Origin of the sequence: Mycobacterium sp. (assembly GCF_050701515.1) — a bacterium.
GTDB lineage: Bacteria > Actinomycetota > Actinomycetes > Mycobacteriales > Mycobacteriaceae > Mycobacterium.
Genome location: NZ_JBOGDB010000069.1, coordinates 1 through 19,801, shown reverse-complemented (window position 1 = coordinate 19,801; position 19,801 = coordinate 1). Strand labels below are relative to the sequence as shown.

Genomic DNA, 19,801 nt, shown 5'->3' with positions numbered 1-19,801 from the left:
CACTGGCGCGCTACGGTGCGGGTATGGCCCGATACCGGGAACTGTTCGACGCCAGCATCTCCAATCCCACGGCCTTTTGGGCCGAAGCCGCGAAGGCCGTGACGTGGACCCGCGAGCCGCAGCGCATTCTCGACGACACCAACCCGCCGTTCTATCGGTGGTTCCCCGACGCGGAGCTGAACACCTGCGCCAACGCGCTGGACCGCCACGTCGAGGGCGGCCGCGCCGGGCAGGCGGCGTTGATCTACGACTCACCGGTGACCGGCTCGCAGCACACCTACACCTACCGCGAACTGCTCGACGAGACCGCTCGGTTCGCCGGCGCGCTGCGCGGGCTGGGTGTGGCCAAGGGCGATCGCGTGGTGATCTACATGCCGATGATTCCCGAGGCCGTCATCGCGATGCTGGCGTGTGCCCGACTGGGCGCGGTGCACTCGGTGGTGTTCGGCGGTTTCGCCGCCAACGAACTGGCCACGCGGATCGACGACGCCCGTCCCGCCGTCATCGTCACCGCGTCCTGCGGCATCGAGCCCACCCGAACGGTGGACTACAAGCCGATGCTGGATGCCGCGCTGGAGGTCGCCGAGCACGCCCCGCCCGCGTGCGTGATCGTGCAGCGCGAGCAGCGGCCCTGTGAGCCGCTGGCGGGACGGGATCTGGACTGGAACGAGCTGATGGCCGGCGCGAAGCCCGTCGACGCGGTGCCGGTCGCGGCCACCGATCCGCTGTACGTGCTGTACACGTCGGGCACGACCGGGCGGCCGAAGGGAATCGTCCGGGATAACGGCGGGCATGCCGTGGCGCTGTTGTGGAGCATGCGCAACGTCTACGACACCCACCCCGGCGACGTGTACTGGGCCGCCTCCGACGTGGGCTGGGTCGTCGGCCACTCCTACATCGTGTACGGCCCCCTGATGCTCGGCGCGACGAGCGTGCTCTACGAGGGCAAGCCGGTGGGGACACCGGACGCCGGCGCGTTCTGGCGGGTGGCTTCCGAACACGGGGTGAAGGCGGTGTTCACCGCGCCGACCGCGATCCGGGCGATCAAGAAGGAAGACCCCGATGGTGTGCACCTGAGCAAGCAGGACATGTCCGCGCTGCAGTACCTGTTCCAGGCCGGCGAACGGCTGGATCCCGGCACCTACCACTGGGCCTCGGAGCGGCTGGGCATCCCGGTCGTCGACCACTGGTGGCAGACCGAGACCGGCTGGCCGGTCGCCGCCAACCCGATGGGCGTCGAAGCGCTGGACATCAAGCCGGGCTCGGCCACCGTGCCGATGCCCGGGTACGACGTGCAGATCCTGCGCCCCGACGGCTCGCGGGCAGCACCGAACGAAGAGGGCGCGATCTGCGTCAAACTCCCACTCCCGCCGGGAACGCTGCCGACCCTGTGGGGCGACGACGACCGCTACGTCGCCTCCTATCTGTCGGCGTTCGAAGGTTATTACCTCACCGGCGACGGCGGTTACATCGACGACGACAGCTATCTGTTCGTGATGGGCCGCACCGACGACGTCATCAACGTTGCGGGACACCGCATGTCGACCGGCTCGATCGAGGCGGTGCTCGCCGAGCACCCGGCAGTGGCGGAGTGCGCGGTCATCGGTGTTGCCGACGAGATGAAGGGACAGGTGCCGCGTGGATTGGTCGTGCTGAAAGCGGGTGCATCGGACGAGGGGCTGGCCGAGGACCTGGTCGCGGCCGTGCGCGAGAACATCGGCGCGGTGGCCTGTTTCAGGATCGTCGACGTCGTCGCCGCGCTACCGAAAACCCGGTCGGGGAAGATCCTGCGCAAGACCATGCGGGGAATCGCCGACGGTAAGGACGAACCGCTGCCGTCGACGATCGAGGACCCCGCCGTGCTCGACGCGCTCCGCCCGATCCTGCAGGGCTGATCGTTGAGACTGCACCAAGGGCGCAATTGTGCGAGTAACCTACGCCCTGAGCGCAGTCTCAACGAAAGGCGTTGACTATGCGAGTACCAGCAACCAAGGCCGGATCGTGTACCTGTCGGTGCAACGCATGCGACAGCGGCCACCATTGCGGCAACCTCCCCAACTGCAAGGTACGGCGCTAACCGTAGGTAGTTAGTCTCCGCCCGATTCGTCGTCGGGTGGTGTTTGCGTGCGGCTTTCTCGGGCAATTCATCAACCCCGTACTCGAGAAAGGGCAATCATGTCCACCAACGTCGGACGCAGGTACACCCCAGTTCAGGCCGCGGCGTTTGTGGTCGGTGCGGTGTTCTTGCTGATCGGCATCCTGGGCTTCATTCCCGGGGACGTCGCGTCGCGGGTTCCGGTGAACCGGACGCCACCCACCAGCCCATAACCGGTTAAGCGACCGGTCGCCGGGGTACTTCACCAACCTGCGGGTCCGTCAATAAGGGCCCGGCAGGGAGGTGAAGGAATGGCGACTCCCAGGTACATGGCCGTGCAGGGCGCGGCGGTGCTGATCGGCGCCGCTTTCCTGGTGGTCGGCGTGCTGGGCTTCATTCCCTGGGTGACGACCGACTACGACGAGTTGCAGTGGGCGGGCCACCATTCCGGCGCAAAACTGTTCGGCGTCTTCGCCGTCTCGGGGCTGCACAATGTCCTTCATCTGCTGTTCGGCGCCGCCGGTTTCTTCATGGCACGCAGCTACGCCACTTCGCGCGCCTATCTTCTCGTCGGCGGTTTGGCCTACCTCGCGCTCTGGGTGTACGGCCTACTCGTCGACCACGCCAACCCCGCCAACTTCGTTCCGGTGAACGGTGCCACCAACTGGCTGCACTTCGGGCTCGGTACGGGCATGGTGCTATTGGGCCTGACACTCGCGGGCCAGCACGACCCGACGAAACGTCGCGCGAAAATTCGCACTTGAACCAGCGCCTAGCCGATTGACAGCGCGATTCCGTCGAGAATGTCGTGCTCGCTGACCACCAGCTCATCGATGCCGGCCCGGGCGCGCAGGGCGTCCGCCAACTCCTCCACGATGATGGCGCCGCCGCCGATGACGTCGACGCGGCCCTCGTGCATCGGCCCCAGCGCTGCCCGCTGCTGGTGGGTCATCGTGAGCAGCTCCTCGCACACCGGCAGCAGTTCACCGAACCCGACGCGGGACAGGTGAATCGCCGTCGGGTCATACGTCGTCATCTGTTGGGCCAGCGCCGAAATCGTGGTCATGGTGCCGGCCACCCCGACCCAGGTTCGCGCTCGCTCGACGGGCACCACTCGCAGCGCCTCCCCCAGTCGTTGCCGCACCACTTCGCGCGCGGCCGCCACCTCCGCGGCCGTCGGCGGATCCGAATGCAGGCAGCGTTCGGTCAGCCGCACGCAGCCGATGTCGGCAGAGAAACCGGCGTCCATGTCACGCTCGCCCAGCACCACTTCGGTGGATCCACCGCCGAGATCCACCACCACGAAAGGTGCTGCGGCGATGTCCATTTCATCGACAGCGCCGTGAAACGACAGCGCAGCCTCCTCGGTTCCGGTGATCACCTCGGCGACCGTCCCGGGCACCACGGCGCCCAGCACATCGGCTGTCATCGTGAAGAACACGTCGCGGTTGGCGGCGTCGCGGGTGGCCGACGTCGCGACCATCCGTACTTTCGACACGTCGTGGCGACGCAACAGCTCGGCATAGTCGACCAGCGCGGCCTTCGTCCGCGCGAGCGCGTCGGGTGCGAATTGCCCGGTGGCATCGACGCCCTGGCCCAGCCGCACGATGCGCATCTCGCGATGGACTTCGCGCAACCGGCCGTCGACGGCATCGGCGATCAGCAATCGAATCGAGTTGGTGCCGCAGTCGACCGCGGCGACCCGGTTCATGCCTCGGCTCCCGCTCGCTCCGGTCCTCGCTTCGCTGCGATCCTCACTCGCGCTCGCCTTCGGGTGTTCATATCCATACCCCCGGCTCGAGGATGCCGTTCATGGCCGGTTCGACGGCCAGCACGGCCAACGCCTCGTCTCCGAGCGGGTTGACGCCGGGACCCTTGGCCAGCGAGTGCGCGATCAGCACGTGCAGGCACTTCACCCGGTCCGGCATACCGCCGCCGGAGAACGAAGTACCCAGGGATTCGAGCGCGTCGCGCTCGCCCAGATACGACTCGTGCGCCCGTCGGTAAGCCGTGGCCAGCTGCGGGTCCTGCCGCAGCCGGTCGGTCATATCTCGCATCAAACCCGACGATTCGAGTCGGCTAGCCGCCGCGGTCAGCACCGGATGCGTCAAGTAGTACAGCGTCGGAAAGGGTGTTCCGTCAGGCAATCTCGGCGCTGTCTTGACGACACCCGGCTCACCGTTCGGGCACCGGTAAGCGATCTCCAGGACGCCGCGTGGCGCACGGCCGAGCTGCCGCGCGACGGCGTCGAGATCCGATCGCTCAACCACCGGGAGGCGGAGCACCGGGAGGGGCGGGCGTCGGAGGAACGGGCGGAGTGGCGGGAGGGTCCGGGCTCGGAACGTTGTGCGGCACATCGGCGATCGTGTGCCACAGCGACGTGTACCACGGCTCGCCGGCCCGGGCGGCGAAGGCTTCGTCGCCGGGCCCGCCCGGTACCGCTCCCGTCGGGGGTAACTGCACCTGATAGGGAATTTCGCCCGGCATGACGAACCCGAGCCGTTCGCGGGCTTGCGCGGCAATGTAAACCGGGTCGGCCAGCTTCACCTTCTGCTGCTCGAGTTCGGCGATCTCCGCGCGCAGCCTGGCTTCCGTCGCCGCCAGCTGTTTCATCTCGGTTCGCTGGGCGAAGTAGGTGCGCACCGGCCCGGCGATGGTCAGGGTGAGCACGCACACCACCGCGGCGAGAATCGCCGCCCGCCGCGCCGCCGAACCCAGCCGCTGTTCGGCCAGTTGTTCGGCCGATTCCGCGATGGACTTCCTGATCGAATCGGCGGTGCTCCGCTCATCGGGCTCGGGTGCGGACCGCGACTCGGTGCCGCGTTGCTCACGTCGGGCCGCTCCCCGCGGGCCGCGCGCCGAGTCGTCGGCCTTACCCGACTTGCCAGGTCTGGAAGCCGGGGAGCGCCGTTTCGGATCGGGCCGTTTCGCTTCGGGCACGGGCTATTTGGCCTCCGGGGCGAATCTGGGGAAGGCGAGGTCGCCGGCGTACCGCGCCGCATCGCCGAGGGTCTCCTCGATGCGCAGCAACTGGTTGTACTTGGCGACCCGCTCGCTGCGCGCCGGTGCACCGGTCTTGATCTGGCCGCTGCCCACCGCGACCCCGAGGTCGGCGATGGTGGTGTCCTCCGTTTCGCCGCTGCGGTGGCTCATCATCGTGCGGTAGCCGCTGTTGTGCGCCAGCGACACCGCATCGAGCGTTTCGGTCAGCGTGCCAATCTGATTCACCTTGACCAGCAGGGCGTTGGCCGCTCCCCTTTCGATGCCGTCCTCGAGTCGCTCGGGGTTGGTGACGAAGAGGTCGTCGCCGACGAGCTGGACACGGTCACCGATGGCCGTGGTCAGCGCCACCCAGCCGTCCCAGTCGTCCTCGGAGAGCGGATCCTCGATCGAGACAAGCGGATAGGAGTCGATGAGCGCGGCGTAGAACTCCGCCATCTGATCGGCGGTATGCGTCTCCTTCTCGAAGTTGTAACCCTTTCCCTCGGTGAAGAATTCGGTGGCCGCGACGTCCAGCGCCAGCGCCACGTCGGCACCGGGCTGGTATCCCGCCGCTTCGATGGCCGACAGGATCAGGTCGAGTGCGGCCTTGGTGCCGGCCACGTCCGGCGCGAATCCGCCCTCGTCGCCCAGACCGGTGGACAATCCCTGCTTCTTCAGCACCGATTTCAGCGAGTGGTATACCTCGGCGCCCCACCGCAGCGCCTCCTTGAAGCTCGGCGCACCGATCGGGGCGACCATGAACTCCTGGACATCGACGCCGGTGTCGGCGTGCGCGCCGCCGTTGAGGATGTTCAACATCGGCACCGGCAGGACGTGGGCGTTCGGACCGCCGATGTAGCGGAACAGCGGCAGCCCGGCCGATTCGGCGGCGGCCTTCGACACCGCCAGCGATACACCCAGAACCGCGTTGGCGCCCAGCCGTGACTTATCCGGTGTGCCGTCCAGGTCAAGCAGCGCCTGGTCGACCAGTCGCTGGTCGTCGGCGCTCAGCCCGATGACCGCCGGAGCGATCTCGTCGAGCACCGCCTGCACCGCCTGCTGCACACCCTTGCCGCCGTAGCGCGAGCCGCCGTCGCGCAGCTCCACCGCCTCGTGTTCTCCGGTGGAGGCGCCAGACGGTACCGCCGCCCTGGCGAAGGTGCCGTCGATCAGTGCCAACTCGACCTCGACAGTCGGGTTGCCACGGGAGTCGAGGATCTCGCGAGCTCCGACCTGCTCGATGATGGGCACGGGCTTCTCCTTGATCGTCGGGTTCATCGTCGGGCTGGTCGTCCGGCTTGACCGTGGGGCTTGAGCATGAGCCTAAAGCGTGTCGACGGCGCCGTGTGGTTAGAGGGCGTGGCCGTCGGCGTAGGCCGTCGCCCAGTCCCGCACGGTGCGGGCGTACTGGTCGGAGCGGTTGTAGGCCCGCAACGCTTCCATCCAGCCTCGCGGGGTGGCGAGGTCCTTCCCGCGCCAGCACAAATAGCCCGCCGCCGACAACGCCGCATCATCGAAGTTGTCCGGGCTGACCTTGCCGTCATTGTTCGCGTCCACCCCGTACAGCCGCCAGGTCTCCGGGATGAACTGCATGGGGCCCATGGCCCGGTCCAGGGCGCGGTCGCCGTCCAGCCGCCCGTCGTCGCTGTCGACGATCTCCAGGTTTCCCATCGTGCCGTCCAGCCGCACGCCGCGGATGGGCGGGCGGACATCGCCGTTCGAAGCGATTTTCGCGCCGCGATAGGCGCCGTGGTGACTCTCCACCATGCCGATCCCGGCGAGCGTGGGCCAGGTCAGATGGCAATCCGGGTTCTCCACCTCGGCCACCCTGGCCGCATAGGCATACGCCTCGAGGGCGCCCACCGGCAAGCCCAAAGCCGGCGCCCGCTCGGCCGCCCATTCGTGCAACTGATCGGCCGGCCTGCCCTTGGCGTGGGTGTCGATCTGTGGCACCGGGTCGCCGGCCGGTGGCGGGACGCCTTCGGGAATGGGGATGCCCAGCTGCCACGAACAGCTGGAAGCCAACAGCAGTGCCGTCGCACCCACTACCGCGACAGCCCGCAGCCAACGCACTGGCGACACTGGACTCCCTCAAACAACCTTGGTCGCTGACCATCGTCGCACGGCCTGATGAGTGCTACGGAACCACAGCCGGAGCTACCCGCCGGGCAGCCACACGGTCGAGCAAAACGATCACACCGGCGTTTAGGTGTGCCTACCCTACGCGGAGCGAAACAATGTAGGGTTCACGCGTCTACTACGAGGAGGTTCGATGCGACGGCATCTCGTCTGGCAGGTACCGGTGGTGGCCCTGGCGCTGGCTCTGGCCGGCTGCTCAAGCAACGATGCCGACAGCGGCACCGAAGCCGCCCCGACAACGACGACGACCGCGGCGGCGGCCCCGAATCCGCTCGTCGAAAAGGCCGCCGACGAGTACCAGGCCTACGCGGTCGATCAGACCAACGAACTGGTTCGTGTCACCAAGACGTTCACCGATGCGGTGCGGGCCGGCAACCTGCAAGCCGCGCAGGACGCGTACGCGCCGTCGCGACTGCCGTGGGAGCGAATTGAGCCGCTGGCCGGCCTCGTCGAGGAGATCGACGGCAAGGTCGACGCGCGTGTCGACGACTTCGCCGGCGTCGACGACGCAGCATTCACCGGCTGGCATCGCCTTGAGTATCTGCTCTTCGAGCAGAACACCACCGAAGGCGGGGCTCCCTTCGCCGACCAACTCGACCAGGACGTCGCGACGCTGCAGCAGCAGATGCCAACGCTCGAGGTCACCCCGAGAGACGTCGCGGTCGGGGCAGCCGAGCTGATCGAGGAGGTCTCGGAGGGCAAGATCACCGGCGAGGAGGACCGCTACTCCAAGACCGACCTGTGGGACTTCGATGCCAACCTGCAAGGCTCACAGGTCGCAGTCGACAAGCTGGAACCTGCACTCGTGGAAGCTGATCCGGCGCTGCTGGGCAAGATCTCTGCCGGGTTCACCGAGATCTTCAACACCATGCGGCCGCTGCGCCGCGGTGACGGCTGGGTGCTCTACTGCACCGAGAACGACCCGTACCCGTCGCCGCGCTGCACCGGCGTGACGGTGGATCCGCCGACCATCGACAAGCTCAAGGCGCAACTGGCCGGACTGTCCGAGAACGTGTCGCAAGTCGCGGGGGTCCTGAAGCTGCAGTGAACCAGCGGCCACGGCGCGCGGGGATCTCACGCCGAACCTTCGTCACGGGGGCACTGGGCACCGGTGCCGCCGTCGGCGTAGGTACATCGTTGTCGGGCTGCGGTTCGCCGCAGCCCGCCCCGCCCGTCGCGGCTCGGTTCATCCCGTTCGCGGGTGCGCATCAAACCGGGATCACCGCATTGCCGATCCCGGAGCGGGGTCTGCTGGCATCGTTCACCGTGCAGTCCAAAGACCGCGCCGCCCTGTCGTCCGCACTGGCCGCACTCACCGACGAGATCCGCGGCCTGATGGCCGGCAAGCCGCCCGAGGTGCGCGACCCCGCATACCCGCCCGTCGACTCGGGGATCCTCGGGAAGAAGCCGCCGGAGGACAACCTTTCGGTGGTCGTTGGTGTCGGCGCTTCGTTGTTCGACGACCGGTTCGGCTTGGCCGACCGCAAGCCCAAAGAACTGGTCACCATGCCGTTCTTGGCCAACGACCGGTTGGACCCGAAGCTCTCACACGGTGACCTGGCGATCGTCCTCGAGGCCGGTCACGCCGACACCGTGCAATTCGCGCTGCGGCAGTTGATGCGCCGCACCCGAAGCGATCTGGTGTTGCGTTGGATCGTCGACGGTTACTCCCGCGGGATCGGAGCGGGCCCGGTGTCGGAAGCCGCGACCCCCCGAAACCTGTTGGGGTTCAAGGATGGAACAGCCAACCTTGACGTGGACGACGCCGCTCTGATGGATCGCCACGTCTGGGTGGGCCCCGAAGACGGCGAACCCGATTGGGCGGTCGGCGGTTCGTATCAGGCCGTTCGCATCATCCGGATGTTCGTCGAGTTCTGGGATCGGACCCAACTCGCCGAGCAGGAGGCAATCATCGGTCGGCGCAAGGTCAGCGGCGCCCCGCTGGGCATGACGGACGAGTTCGCCGATCCCGACTACGCCGAGGATCCCGACGGCAAGCGGATAAAGCCGGATGCCCATATCCGGCTGGCCAACCCCCGCACGGCCGAGACCGAGGAGAACCTCATCCTGCGCCGCGGATTCTCGTATTCGCGGGGATTCGACGGCGCCGGACGGCTCGACCAAGGGCTGGCGTTCATCTCCTATCAGCGGAGTCTGGAGTTGGGGTTCCTCACCGTTCAGAGTCGACTGAAGGGTGAACCGCTCGAGGAGTACATCCTTCCGGTGGGTGGCGGCTTCTTCTTCGCCCTGCCCGGGGTGACCGGTCCGGACCGGTTCCTCGGTGATCAGCTGGTCGCCTGACCGTGCTCCGACGTGTCGGTGATCGTCGGCACACTTCGTCGCATGGGGGAGGCATTCATCGGAACTGAGGCGATTGCGTCACGTGCTTTAACGCCCTACGCCCTGCGCAGCAGGTTCGTCGCGCTCTATCCGGACGTGTACATGCCGCTCGACAGCGATCTGACCGCTATCGACCGCGCCCGAGCGGCGTGGTTATGGTCCGGGCGCCAAGGCATCGTCGCGGGACAATCGGCCGCAGCGTTGCATGGAGCGAAGTGGGTCGACCGCGATCGGCCGGCCGAGTTGCTGTGGCCGAATCGCCGACCGCCCAGAGGTATTCATACGTGGTCCGACCGGGTCGTCGACGACGAGGTCGAGATGATCAACGGGATCCGAGTGACCACACCCGCCCGCACCGCCCTCGACCTCGCATGCCGATACCCCGTCGACAAAGCGGTAGCGACGGTCGATGCCCTGGCGCGCGCAACCCAACTCAAGATCGCCGATGCCGAGCTGCTCGCCGACAGATACCAGGGCCGTCGCGGTATTCGGAGGGCACGTACGGTTCTCGACCTCGTCGATCCAGGCGCGGAATCGCCACAAGAGACCTGGCTGCGACTTCTCGTGATCCGAAACGGCTATCCGCGGCCACAGACGCAGATCCCGGTCTACGACGAATTCGGCGTGCTCGTCGCGGTACTCGACCTGGGTTGGGAGGACGTGAAGATCGCTATGGATTACGAAGGCGAGCATCATCGGATTGATCGCAGCCGCTTCAACCACGACATCCGTCGGGCGGAGACGGTCGCTGAGCTGGGATGGGTGGACATTCGCGTGACCGCAGAGGACACCGCGGGCGGAATTATTCGCCGACTCTCAACGGCGTGGAGCCGCCGAACGTGAGGCCACTGCGATATTTTGAGCGATTTTTCGCAGTGGTTGCACGCTCGGCGAACTAGCGCGGCTCGACCGTTTCGCTGACGTCCTCGGGTGTCGGCTCGGGGACGTCCACCGGCGACGGCTCGGGCACCTCCGCCGGCCCAGGCTCTGGAACGTCGGCCGGTGTCGGCTCGGGAATTCGATCGGGCGCCGGTTCCGTATCCGTCTCCTCAGTCTCTTCGGCTGCGACGGGCTCCTCAGCGACATCGGCGGACGGCCAGAACGCCCGCCATTCCTCCTCAGTGATCACCCCGAGCGATGCGATGTCGAGTTCCTCCGGTACGTCTTCACCACGGCGGTCGGCGGCGATGGCCCTCTCCACCCGGCGCACGGTATCCATGAACTCCAAAACCGTGGTGCGCAAGTTGTTTTCGGCATCCCCATCCACCGATACCGTAATGCCCTTGATTTCGGCCGGGATGAGGTCGGCGGGCAGACCGGCCTGCGTCACCCGATCAATCACCTTCTGCGCCAACGCCAATGCGGGTTGACCCGTCGGCACATCATCCATTGACGAATTACGCGACTTCTCGGCAGCCTTGCGCTGTTCCCATTGCGCGAGCTGTTCGTCCAGCGAGATTGGTTCACCGGCCAGCACCGCCGGCACCCTGTTGCCGAGCTTGCGCAGCAGCGAGTCGGCGACGTCGTCGATGGTGAACGGATGCTGCGGCGCGTCCTCGGCGATGCGGGCGTGAAACAGCACCTGCAGAAGCACGTCGCCAAGTTCCGCGCGCAGCTCGTCCGCGTTGCCGCTGCGCACCGCGTCGAAGAGCTCGTAGGTTTCCTCCAACAGGAATCGGCGCAGCGAGTCGTGGGTCTGCTCGCTTTCCCACGGGCCGGCGGTGCGCAACTTGTCCATCATGGCCACCGCGTCGACAAGCCGATCGCCGGGTTGCGGGTCGGGCGCCGCAATCAGTTTGTCTCCGGCCGCCAGTCGCGCCTGGACGGCGGGGTGTTCGGGATCCGACGACAGCAGCACCGGCGCGTCTTCGCCGTCATACGCCGGCCGGGCCGCCGGCAGCGACCACGGCACCTTGACGGGCATCTCTTCGGTGTATTGGACATCACCGGTCAACAGCTCCATCGCCTCGACCGGGACCAACGAAGGGCGCCGTGGATCGACCAGCACGACTGTCATCGCGCTCGCTGCTTGTCGTTCATCGCCGCTTCACCTCCGAAGTTGGTTATATCAACTTCATCCTGCGGTTTTCCATCAAGGGCCAATACCAAACCGGCCACCATTTGGACGAGCTCGAGATCGCGGATTCGCGCCGCGCCCACTCCAGTGCCGGATCTCGGGATCGGCACCTGCACCGTTGACGTCGTCGCCCGGTAGTGCGCACTGGGGTACAGGCGCTTGAGCCGCAGTTGCTGCGAGTCCACCAACGTCAGTGGCGACAGTCGCACCGTCGACGCCGAAGCGGCGCTGATCTCGGTGATGCCATACTCGCGCGCCAGCAGCCGCAACCGCGCGACCGCCACCAGTCGCCGGGCCGGCTCGGGCAGCGGGCCATACCGGTCAACGAGCTCCTCGGTGACCGCGTCGACGGCGACCGGGTCGCCGGCCGAGGCCAGCCGGCGGTAGCCCTCCAGGCGCAACCGGTCGCTGGCGATGTAGTCGGGTGGTAGATGCGCGTCGACCGGCAAGTCGATCCGCACATCTTTTGGTTCTTCAATGGCGGCAACGGTTTTCCCGTCCGCAGCGGCGCGGTACGCCTCGACCGCCTCACCGACCAGCCGGACGTACAAGTCGAATCCGACGCCGGCGACGTGGCCGGACTGTTCGGCGCCGAGAACGTTGCCCGCACCGCGGATCTCGAGGTCCTTCATCGCGACGGCCATGCCCGCACCGAGCTCGTTGTTCTGGGCGATGGTGGCCAGCCGGTCGTAGGCCGTCTCGGTCAACGGAATCTCGGGCGGGTACATGAAATACGCGTAGCCGCGTTCACGGCTGCGTCCCACCCTGCCGCGCAACTGGTGTAGCTGGGACAGCCCGAACGTGTCGGCGCGTTCGACGATCAGGGTGTTGGCATTGGAGATGTCCAGGCCGGTTTCGACGATCGTTGTGCAGACCAGGATGTCGTACTCGCGATTCCAGAATCCCTCGACCGTGGACTCCAGCGGGTCCTCGGGCATCTGACCGTGCGCGACGACGACACGTGCCTCGGGCACCAGCGCGCGCACCCGGGCGGCGGCCTGGTCGATCGAGCTGACCCGATTGTGGATGTAGAAGGCCTGCCCGTCGCGCAGCAGTTCGCGCCGAAGCGCGGCGGCGATCTGTTTATCGGAGTGCGGCCCGACGTAGGTCAGCACCGGATAGCGCTCCTCGGGCGGGGTCAGGATCGTCGACATCTCCCGGATCCCGGCCAGGCTCATCTCCAACGTGCGCGGAATCGGGGTGGCGCTCATCGTCAGCACGTCGACGTGGGTGCGCATCGACTTGATGTGCTCCTTGTGCTCGACGCCGAACCGCTGCTCCTCATCGACCACGACCAGGCCGAGGTTCTTCCAGGTCACTCCGGTTTGCAGCAGCCGGTGCGTGCCGATCACGATGTCGACCGACCCGTCTTTCATGCCGTCGAGCACCGCGCGCGATTCGGTCGGATCGGTGAACCGCGACAGGCCCTTCACGGTGACCGGGAATTCGGCCATCCGCTCGGTGAAGGTCTGCAGGTGCTGGTCGGCCAGCAGCGTCGTGGGCACCAGCATCGCGGCCTGCTTGCCGTCCTGCACCGCCTTGAACGCGGCCCGCACCGCGATCTCGGTCTTGCCATAGCCGACGTCACCGCAGATCACCCGGTCCATCGGGATCGGCTTCTCCATGTCGGCCTTGACCTCTGTGATCGCGGTGAACTGGTCGACGGTCTCGGTGAACCCGAACGCGTCCTCCATCTCGGCCTGCCACGGGGTGTCGGGCCCGAACGCGTACCCCGGCGACGCCTGCCGCTTGGCATACAGCGACACCAGCTCGCTGGCGATCTCGCGGACCGCCCGCCGCGCTTTGGTCTTGGTGTTGGTCCAGTCGCTGCCGCCCAGCCGGCTCAGCGTCGGCGCCTGCCCGCCGACATAGCGCGACAGCTGGTCCAGAGAGTCCATCGGCACATAGAGCTTGTCCGAACCACCGCCTCGCCTGGCCGACGCGTACTCCAGCACCAGATACTCCCGGTGCGCACCGCCGACGGTGCGTTCCACCATCTCGACGAAGCGGCCGATGCCGTGCTGGTCGTGCACCACCAGGTCACCGGCGGTCAGCGCGAGTGGGTCGACGACATTGCGGCGCTTGGCGGCCAGCCGCTTGCCTTCGGGTGCGGTAACCCGGTTGCCGGTCAGATCGGTCTCGGTGATGACGACGAAGTTGGCGCCCGGCAGCACCACGCCGTCGTGCAGCGGGCCCTTGAGCACCCCAACCACACCGGGTTTGGGTGCCGCGCCGGGCTCCAACATCGCTGCCGGCGTATCGGCTTCGGCCAGCTGCTCGACCACCCGATGCGCGGTTCCGGTGCCGGGCGTGACCACCGCGGCGTGTCCGCCGGTTGCCACGTGGGCGCGCAGCATGGCGAAGATCTCGTCGACGCCGGCCTGCTGGCCGCGGGCCGACGGCGCCGCACGGATGTTCAGCTCCAGCGCCGACTCGCTACCGAGCTGGCTCAGCGTCCACCAGGGGTGTCCGCCGGCGCGGGCCCCGGCCTGCACCTCGTCGAGTTGCAGGTACCCGGATGCGCCCAGCGCCTCCAGATCGATCGGTGCATCGCCGCCGACCGCGGCCGTCGACCACGACGCTTCGAGGAACTCGCGGCCGGTCTTGATCAGGTCGGCCGCGCGGGTGCGGACCTTCTCCGGGTCGCACACCAGCAGCGGCGTCTGCGCCGGCAGCTGGTCGCTGAGCGTGGACAAGTCGGTCGGCCGCAGCAGCGGCAGCAGTGCCTCCATGGCGTCGACGGGGATGCCTTCGGCCAGCTTGGCCAGCATGTCGGGCACGCCGCCGGGGACTGCATTGTCCGTTCTGGGGTGTTGGGCGGCCAGCGCGGCGGCCCTTGCCCGGACGTCGTCGGTGAGCAGCAGTTCGCGGCACGGCACGGCGACGATGGTGCCGATATCGATTTCGGGGATCGATCGCTGATCGGCGACGGAGAACATCCGCATCTCGGAGATCTCGTCGCCCCAGAATTCGACGCGGACCGGGTGCTCGGCGGTGGGCGGGAAGGCGTCGAGGATCCCGCCGCGCACCGCGAACTCCCCCCGCCGGCCGACCATGTCGACACGGGTGTAGGCCAGTTCGACGAGCCGGGTGATCACATCGTTGAACTCGACTTCGGCGCCCACCGTCAGGGTGACCGGTTCGATCTCGGCCAGATCCGGCGCCATCGGCTGCAGCAGCGAGCGCACCGTGGTGACCACCACCCGCAGCGGCGGCCCGAGCCGCTCGTCGTCGGGGTTGGCGATTCGGCGCAGCAGCATCAGCCGGGCTCCGACGGTGTCGACACCCGGGGACAACCGTTCGTGCGGCAGCGTTTCCCAGGACGGGAACAGCGCAACCGAATCACCGAAAACCCCGCGCAGCTCGGCGGTCAGGTCGTCGGCCTCGCGCCCGGTGGCGGTCACCACCAGCAGCGGCCCCAGCTGGGCGAGCGCGCTGGCGGCGAACACCCTGGCGCCGGCCGGGCCGACCAGGGCCAGATCATCGGGTCTGCCGGCGGCCCGCCGGGTGACATCTTGTAGACCGGGATCGCGCAGCGCGAGGTCGACCAGCCCCGCGATCGGGGTTTGGACATGGGTAATCCCCGATGCGGTCATGATGTATCCATCCTAGGCAAGCCGCGATTTCGGCGTGATTTCTATCGCTGAGCGCAGGTTTTCACGCCGAAATCGCTTATGACGGCGGCCTACTCGTCGAGCAGCTGCGGGTCGTCCTCGAGGTGCATCAGCCCGTTCCAGCACAGGTTGACCAGATGGGCGGCCACCACTTCCTTCTTGGGCTCGCGCACATCGAGCCACCACTGCGCCGTCATCGATACCGAACCGACCAGCGCCTGGGCGTACAGCGGTGCCATGTCGGGATCCAGGCCGCGGCGGGAGAAGTCGCCGGCCAGGATCGAGGACACCTGGTTGACGGCCTCGTTGAGCAGGGTGGAGTAGGTGCCCGATGTGATGGCCGCCGGGGAGTCGCGAATCAGAATGCGGAATCCGTCGGTGCGTTCATCGACATAGGTCAGCAGGGCCAGCGCCACCCGCTCGATGCGCAGCCGGGACCGGTTGTTGGTCGTCCTGGTCAGCGACGACGTGATGCCGTCCAGCAGCGCCGACATCTCACGGTCGACGACCACCGCGTAGAGCCCTTCCTTGCCGCCGAAATGCTCGTAGACGACGGGCTTGGAGACGTTGGCGCGTTGCGCGATCTCCTCGATCGAAGCCCCCTCGTATCCGCGCTCGGCGAAGAGGGATCGTGCGATGTCGATGAGCTGATGGCGGCGCTCGGCGCCGGTCATCCGGGCGCGGGGTGCACGCGCTTCCTTCTCGGCTGCTGCCACGCTTATCAGCGTAGATGGTTGCACTAGAGTCGCTAGGTGATCGGTCCGTCGTGGTGTAATCGGCAGCACCTCTGATTTTGGTTCAGAAAGTTCAGGTTCGAGTCCTGGCGACGGAGCTTTATGACGGTGCATGGTGAGGCGGCGGTCCTGGTCCTGGCGGCTGGGGCCGGTACCCGTATGCGCTCCGACATCCCGAAGGTGCTGCACACGCTGGCCGGTCGCAGCATGCTGTCGCACGCCCTGCACTCGCTGGCCAAGGTGGCCCCGCAGCACCTGGTCGTGGTGCTGGGCCACGACCGCGAGCGCATCACCCCGGCCGTCACGGAGCTGGCCGAGCGGCTCGGCCGCAACGTCGACGTCGCGGTGCAGGAGCAGCAGCTGGGCACCGGCCATGCGGTCGGGTGCGGGCTGGCCGCCCTGCCCGCCGACTTCGCCGGCATCGTCGTGGTGACCTCGGGCGACATCCCGCTACTGGACGCCGACACCCTCGCCGAGCTGATCGCCACGCACGGCTCGGAGACCACCGGGGCGACCATCCTGACCACGACGCTGCCCGATCCGACGGGCTACGGCCGCATCCTGCGCACCCAGGACCGTGAGGTCATCGGCATCGTGGAGCAGACCGACGCCACGCGAGAGCAGCTGGCCATTCGCGAGGTCAACGCCGGCGTCTACGCCTTCGACATCGCCGCGCTGCGCTCGGCGGTCAGCCGGTTGCGCTCCGACAATGCCCGGAACGAGCTCTACCTCACCGACGTCATCTCGATCATCCGGCAGGACGGCCACGTCGTGCGCGCCAAGCATGTCGACGACGTCGCGCTGGTCGCCGGCGTCAACGACCGGGTGCAGCTGGCCGATCTGGGCGCCGAACTGAACCGGCGCATCGTGGCCGCCCACCAGCGCTCGGGGGTGACGATCGTCGACCCCGCGACCACCTGGATCGACGTCGACGTGACCATCGGCCGCGACACCGTCATCCAGCCCGGCACGCAATTGCTGGGCGCCACCCGCATCGGCGGGCGCTGCCAAATCGGCCCGGACACCACGCTGACCGACGTCACCGTCGGCGAAGGCGCGACGGTGATCCGCACCCACGGCTCCTCCGCCTCCATCGGCGACGACGCCACCGTCGGCCCATTCACCTATCTGCGGCCCGGCACCGTGCTGGGCGCCGACACCAAGCTGGGGGCGTTCGTCGAGACCAAGAACTCGACGGTGGGCACCGGCACCAAGGTGCCGCACCTGACCTACGTCGGCGACGCGGACATCGGCGAACACAGCAACATCGGCGCGTCGAGCGTGTTCGTCAACTACGACGGCGAGAACAAGCAGCGCACCACGATCGGCGATCACGTACGCACCGGCTCGGACACCATGTTCGTCGCACCGGTCACCGTCGGCGACGGTGCCTACACCGGAGCGGGCGCCGTGGTGCGCGACGACGTGCCGCCCGGCGCGCTCGCGGTGTCCGCGGGCCCGCAGCGCAATATCGAGGGTTGGGTGGAACGCAAGCGGCCAGGGTCGGCAGCGGCCGAGGCCGCCCGAAAGGCCAACTCCGAAGCCGGCGAAGAAGCCGACACCGGGGACGACGAACCAACGTGAACTGGACGCCGCCGTTCTTGTTGTGGCAACCCGGCCACGCGCGGCCAGCTGCGCTACGTACGATTAGGCCGAAATCGATTCTCGACCGGCGAGGGCAACCGTGGGCACCGACTGGATGGAAAACCGCAAGAACCTGATGCTCTTCTCGGGTCGTGCGCACCCTGAGCTGGCCGAGCAGGTCGCCAAGGAACTCGACGTCCACGTCACCGCGCAGGCGGCCCAAGACTTTGCCAACGGCGAGATCTTCGTGCGGTTCGAAGAGTCGGTCCGTGGCTGCGACGCGTTCGTGCTGCAGTCCCATCCCGACCCGCTGAACAAGTGGGTGATGGAACAGCTGCTTATGATCGATGCGCTCAAACGTGGCAGCGCCAAGCGCATCACCGCGATCCTGCCGTTCTATCCCTATGCCCGCCAGGACAAGAAACACCGCGGCCGCGAGCCGATCTCGGCACGGCTGATCGCCGACCTGCTCAAGACTGCGGGTGCCGACCGCATCGTCTCGGTGGACCTGCACACCGATCAGATTCAGGGCTTCTTCGACGGGCCGGTGGATCACATGCGGGCACAGAACCTGCTGACCGGCTACATCGCCGACAACTACCCCTGCGAGAACATGGTCGTGGTCTCCCCCGACTCCGGCCGGGTCCGCATCGCCGAGAAGTGGGCCGACGCGCTGGGTGGCACGCCGCTGGCGTTCATCCACAAGACCCGCGACCCGCGGGTGCCCAACCAGGTGGTGTCCAACCGGGTCGTCGGCGACGTCAAGGGCCGGACCTGCGTGCTGATAGACGACATGATCGACACCGGCGGCACCATCGCCGGCGCGGTCAAGCTGCTGCACGACGACGGCGCCGGCGACGTCATCATCGCCGCCAGCCACGGCGTGCTATCCGAGCCGGCACCGCAGCGGCTGGCCGAAAGCGGTGCCCGCGAGGTGATCGTCACCAACACGCTGCCGATCGGCGAGGACAAGCAATTCCCGCAACTCACGGTGCTGTCCATCGCACCGCTACTGGCCAGCACGATTCGAGCGGTGTTCGAAAACGGATCGGTGACAGGACTCTTCGACGGTGACGCTTGATGGGCGATCAGCCGCTTGCGCGAAGAGCAGACAGTGCTGACTTCGTCATCTATCACAATCCACGCTGCACGACCTCACGCAAGACGCTGGAGCTGTTGCGGGACAACGGTATCGAACCGACGGTGATCCAGTATCTGAAGACACCGCCATCGCGCGCCGAACTCGTCGAGCTGATCAAGGACTCCGGCATCGACGTGCGCACCGCGGTGCGCAAGCGTGAACCCCTGTACGCCGAGCTGAATTTGGCGGACGCCGATGACGACGAGCTGCTCGACGCGATGGCCGAACATCCGATCCTCATCGAGCGGCCGTTCGTCGGCACGCCGAACGGCACCCGGCTGGCCAGGCCCATCGACGCAGTTCGCGAGATTCTGTGACGCGTCACCGCTTTGCGGCAGCTGTCGCTTTGGTGGTCATCGCCGCAGCAGGCTGCGGCGAGAAGCAAGCCGACTACACGTCGCTGCTGAGCACGACCACCACGACGACCACCACGACCTCCACCGAGAAGCCCGTTACGATCGCCGAATATCTGGAAAGCGTCGGAGTCGTAGGCGAACCCGTCGCTCCCGACAAGCTGACCGACTTGACGGTGACGATGCCGCAACCGCCCGGCTGGGCTCCGTACGAAAGCACCGATTTCGCGCCGGGGACGCGGGTGATCGCAAAGGGTTCCACCTATCCGACCGCGATGTTGATGGTGTTCGAGCTCAACGGCGACTTCGATGTCGCTCAAGCCGTTCAGCACGGCTACGCCGACGCCGAACGGTCGCTGAACTTCAAGCGCCTCAACGCCTCCACCGACAATTGGCGCGGTTTCCCCTCATCGATGATTGAAGGCAGCTACGACCTCGCCGAGCGCCGGATGCACAGCTACAACCGGATCGTCATCCCCACCGGTCCCCCACCGGCCAACCAGCGCTACCTGATTCAGTTCACCGTCACCGGCTACGCCGAACGGGCCGTGGAAGACGCTCCCGACGTCGAGGCGATCATCAGGGGATTCACCGTCGCCCGGAAGTAGCTACTGTTAGCTCCATGACTGGATGGACCGCTGCCGACCTGCCCTCGTTCGCTGGACGCACCGCGATCGTCACCGGCGCCAACAGCGGCCTGGGTCTGATCACGGCACGCGAGTTGGCCCGGGTCGGGGCGAAG

At 67.2% G+C, this 19,801-nt stretch carries 18 protein-coding genes, 1 tRNA gene and 1 pseudogene; 12 read left to right on the top strand and 8 right to left on the bottom strand.

The genetic code is table 11. From position 1 onward, the window contains the following. The first annotated feature begins 23 nt into the window (after positions 1-23). The 3 genes from ACRDU5_RS05840 (at position 24) to ACRDU5_RS05830 (ending at position 2,859) form a co-directional block, all read left to right on the top strand. The gene (locus ACRDU5_RS05840; protein WP_526613541.1) at positions 24-1,895 is read left to right on the top strand and encodes a propionyl-CoA synthetase; all 1,872 of its coding nucleotides are present in this window, start codon (positions 24-26) and stop codon (positions 1,893-1,895) included. A 280-nt stretch (positions 1,896-2,175) separates the two neighbouring features. Then, the gene (locus ACRDU5_RS05835; RefSeq protein ID WP_526613537.1) at positions 2,176-2,328 is read left to right on the top strand and encodes a DUF4383 domain-containing protein; all 153 of its coding nucleotides are present in this window, start codon (positions 2,176-2,178) and stop codon (positions 2,326-2,328) included. A 78-nt stretch (positions 2,329-2,406) separates the two neighbouring features. Continuing rightward, positions 2,407-2,859 carry a DUF4383 domain-containing protein gene (locus tag ACRDU5_RS05830; protein ID WP_526613536.1) on the top strand — a complete coding sequence of 151 codons (453 nt, stop codon included), beginning with the start codon at positions 2,407-2,409 and terminating at the stop codon, positions 2,857-2,859. Between the two features lie 8 nt (positions 2,860-2,867). Here the strand turns inward: ACRDU5_RS05830 and ACRDU5_RS05825 are convergent, their stop codons facing one another. From ACRDU5_RS05825 to ACRDU5_RS05805, 5 genes are all read right to left on the bottom strand, one after another. Then, complete coding sequence (locus ACRDU5_RS05825; RefSeq protein WP_526613535.1) at positions 2,868-3,806, bottom strand: Ppx/GppA phosphatase family protein; 939 nt, start codon at positions 3,804-3,806, stop codon at positions 2,868-2,870. Between the two features lie 67 nt (positions 3,807-3,873). Beyond that, positions 3,874-4,365: a DUF501 domain-containing protein gene (locus tag ACRDU5_RS05820; RefSeq protein WP_526613534.1), complete on the bottom strand. Its 492-nt coding sequence runs from the start codon at positions 4,363-4,365 to the stop codon at positions 3,874-3,876. Beyond that, positions 4,358-5,035: an FtsB family cell division protein gene (locus ACRDU5_RS05815; protein WP_526613533.1), complete on the bottom strand. Its 678-nt coding sequence runs from the start codon at positions 5,033-5,035 to the stop codon at positions 4,358-4,360. The genes ACRDU5_RS05820 and ACRDU5_RS05815 overlap by 8 nt, the downstream gene beginning before the upstream one ends. Positions 5,036-5,038: 3 nt before the next feature. Beyond that, on the bottom strand, positions 5,039-6,328 hold the full coding sequence (gene eno, locus ACRDU5_RS05810; RefSeq protein ID WP_526613540.1) for a phosphopyruvate hydratase: 1,290 nt from the start codon (positions 6,326-6,328) through the stop codon (positions 5,039-5,041). A 99-nt stretch (positions 6,329-6,427) separates the two neighbouring features. Then, positions 6,428-7,159 (bottom strand): lytic transglycosylase domain-containing protein, encoded by a 732-nt coding sequence (locus ACRDU5_RS05805; protein WP_526613532.1) that lies wholly within the window; start codon positions 7,157-7,159, stop codon positions 6,428-6,430. 190 nt (positions 7,160-7,349) lie between these two features. Between ACRDU5_RS05805 and ACRDU5_RS05800 the strand changes: the two genes are divergently transcribed. Genes ACRDU5_RS05800 through ACRDU5_RS05790 form a run of 3 tightly spaced genes read left to right on the top strand, consistent with a single transcriptional unit; the run spans position 7,350 to position 10,399 of the window. Further along, entirely contained in the window at positions 7,350-8,264 is a 915-nt protein-coding gene (locus ACRDU5_RS05800) for an EfeM/EfeO family lipoprotein (protein WP_526613531.1), read from the top strand. Beyond that, on the top strand, positions 8,261-9,517 hold the full coding sequence (locus ACRDU5_RS05795) for a Dyp-type peroxidase (protein ID WP_526613530.1): 1,257 nt from the start codon (positions 8,261-8,263) through the stop codon (positions 9,515-9,517). The genes ACRDU5_RS05800 and ACRDU5_RS05795 overlap by 4 nt, the downstream gene beginning before the upstream one ends. Positions 9,518-9,559: 42 nt before the next feature. Then, the gene (locus tag ACRDU5_RS05790; RefSeq protein ID WP_526613529.1) at positions 9,560-10,399 is read left to right on the top strand and encodes a type IV toxin-antitoxin system AbiEi family antitoxin; all 840 of its coding nucleotides are present in this window, start codon (positions 9,560-9,562) and stop codon (positions 10,397-10,399) included. Positions 10,400-10,451: 52 nt separating this feature from the next. Here the strand turns inward: ACRDU5_RS05790 and ACRDU5_RS05785 are convergent, their stop codons facing one another. From ACRDU5_RS05785 to ACRDU5_RS05775, 3 genes are all read right to left on the bottom strand, one after another. Next, positions 10,452-11,573 (bottom strand): nucleoside triphosphate pyrophosphohydrolase, encoded by a 1,122-nt coding sequence (locus ACRDU5_RS05785; protein ID WP_526613528.1) that lies wholly within the window; start codon positions 11,571-11,573, stop codon positions 10,452-10,454. Next, entirely contained in the window at positions 11,570-15,229 is a 3,660-nt protein-coding gene (gene mfd / locus ACRDU5_RS05780) for a transcription-repair coupling factor (protein WP_526613527.1), read from the bottom strand. The genes ACRDU5_RS05785 and mfd overlap by 4 nt, the downstream gene beginning before the upstream one ends. Before the next feature lie 89 nt (positions 15,230-15,318). Further along, the gene (locus tag ACRDU5_RS05775; RefSeq protein ID WP_526613539.1) at positions 15,319-15,921 is read right to left on the bottom strand and encodes a TetR/AcrR family transcriptional regulator; all 603 of its coding nucleotides are present in this window, start codon (positions 15,919-15,921) and stop codon (positions 15,319-15,321) included. A gap of 86 nt (positions 15,922-16,007) precedes the next feature. Between ACRDU5_RS05775 and ACRDU5_RS05770 the strand changes: the two genes are divergently transcribed. From ACRDU5_RS05770 to ACRDU5_RS05745, 6 genes and pseudogenes are all read left to right on the top strand, one after another. After that, positions 16,008-16,079 (top strand) — tRNA-Gln (locus tag ACRDU5_RS05770). Positions 16,080-16,083: 4 nt separating this feature from the next. Next, on the top strand, positions 16,084-17,565 hold the full coding sequence (gene glmU, locus ACRDU5_RS05765) for a bifunctional UDP-N-acetylglucosamine diphosphorylase/glucosamine-1-phosphate N-acetyltransferase GlmU (protein ID WP_526613526.1): 1,482 nt from the start codon (positions 16,084-16,086) through the stop codon (positions 17,563-17,565). A gap of 115 nt (positions 17,566-17,680) precedes the next feature. Continuing rightward, positions 17,681-18,646 (top strand): ribose-phosphate diphosphokinase, encoded by a 966-nt coding sequence (locus tag ACRDU5_RS05760; RefSeq protein ID WP_526613538.1) that lies wholly within the window; start codon positions 17,681-17,683, stop codon positions 18,644-18,646. Next, positions 18,646-19,023: an arsenate reductase (glutaredoxin) gene (gene arsC / locus ACRDU5_RS05755; RefSeq protein ID WP_526613525.1), complete on the top strand. Its 378-nt coding sequence runs from the start codon at positions 18,646-18,648 to the stop codon at positions 19,021-19,023. The genes ACRDU5_RS05760 and arsC overlap by 1 nt, the downstream gene beginning before the upstream one ends. After that, complete coding sequence (locus ACRDU5_RS05750) at positions 19,020-19,667, top strand: LpqN/LpqT family lipoprotein (protein ID WP_526613524.1); 648 nt, start codon at positions 19,020-19,022, stop codon at positions 19,665-19,667. The genes arsC and ACRDU5_RS05750 overlap by 4 nt, the downstream gene beginning before the upstream one ends. A gap of 14 nt (positions 19,668-19,681) precedes the next feature. Further along, positions 19,682-19,801 (top strand): annotated as a pseudogene (locus tag ACRDU5_RS05745) (oxidoreductase); the annotation flags it as partial.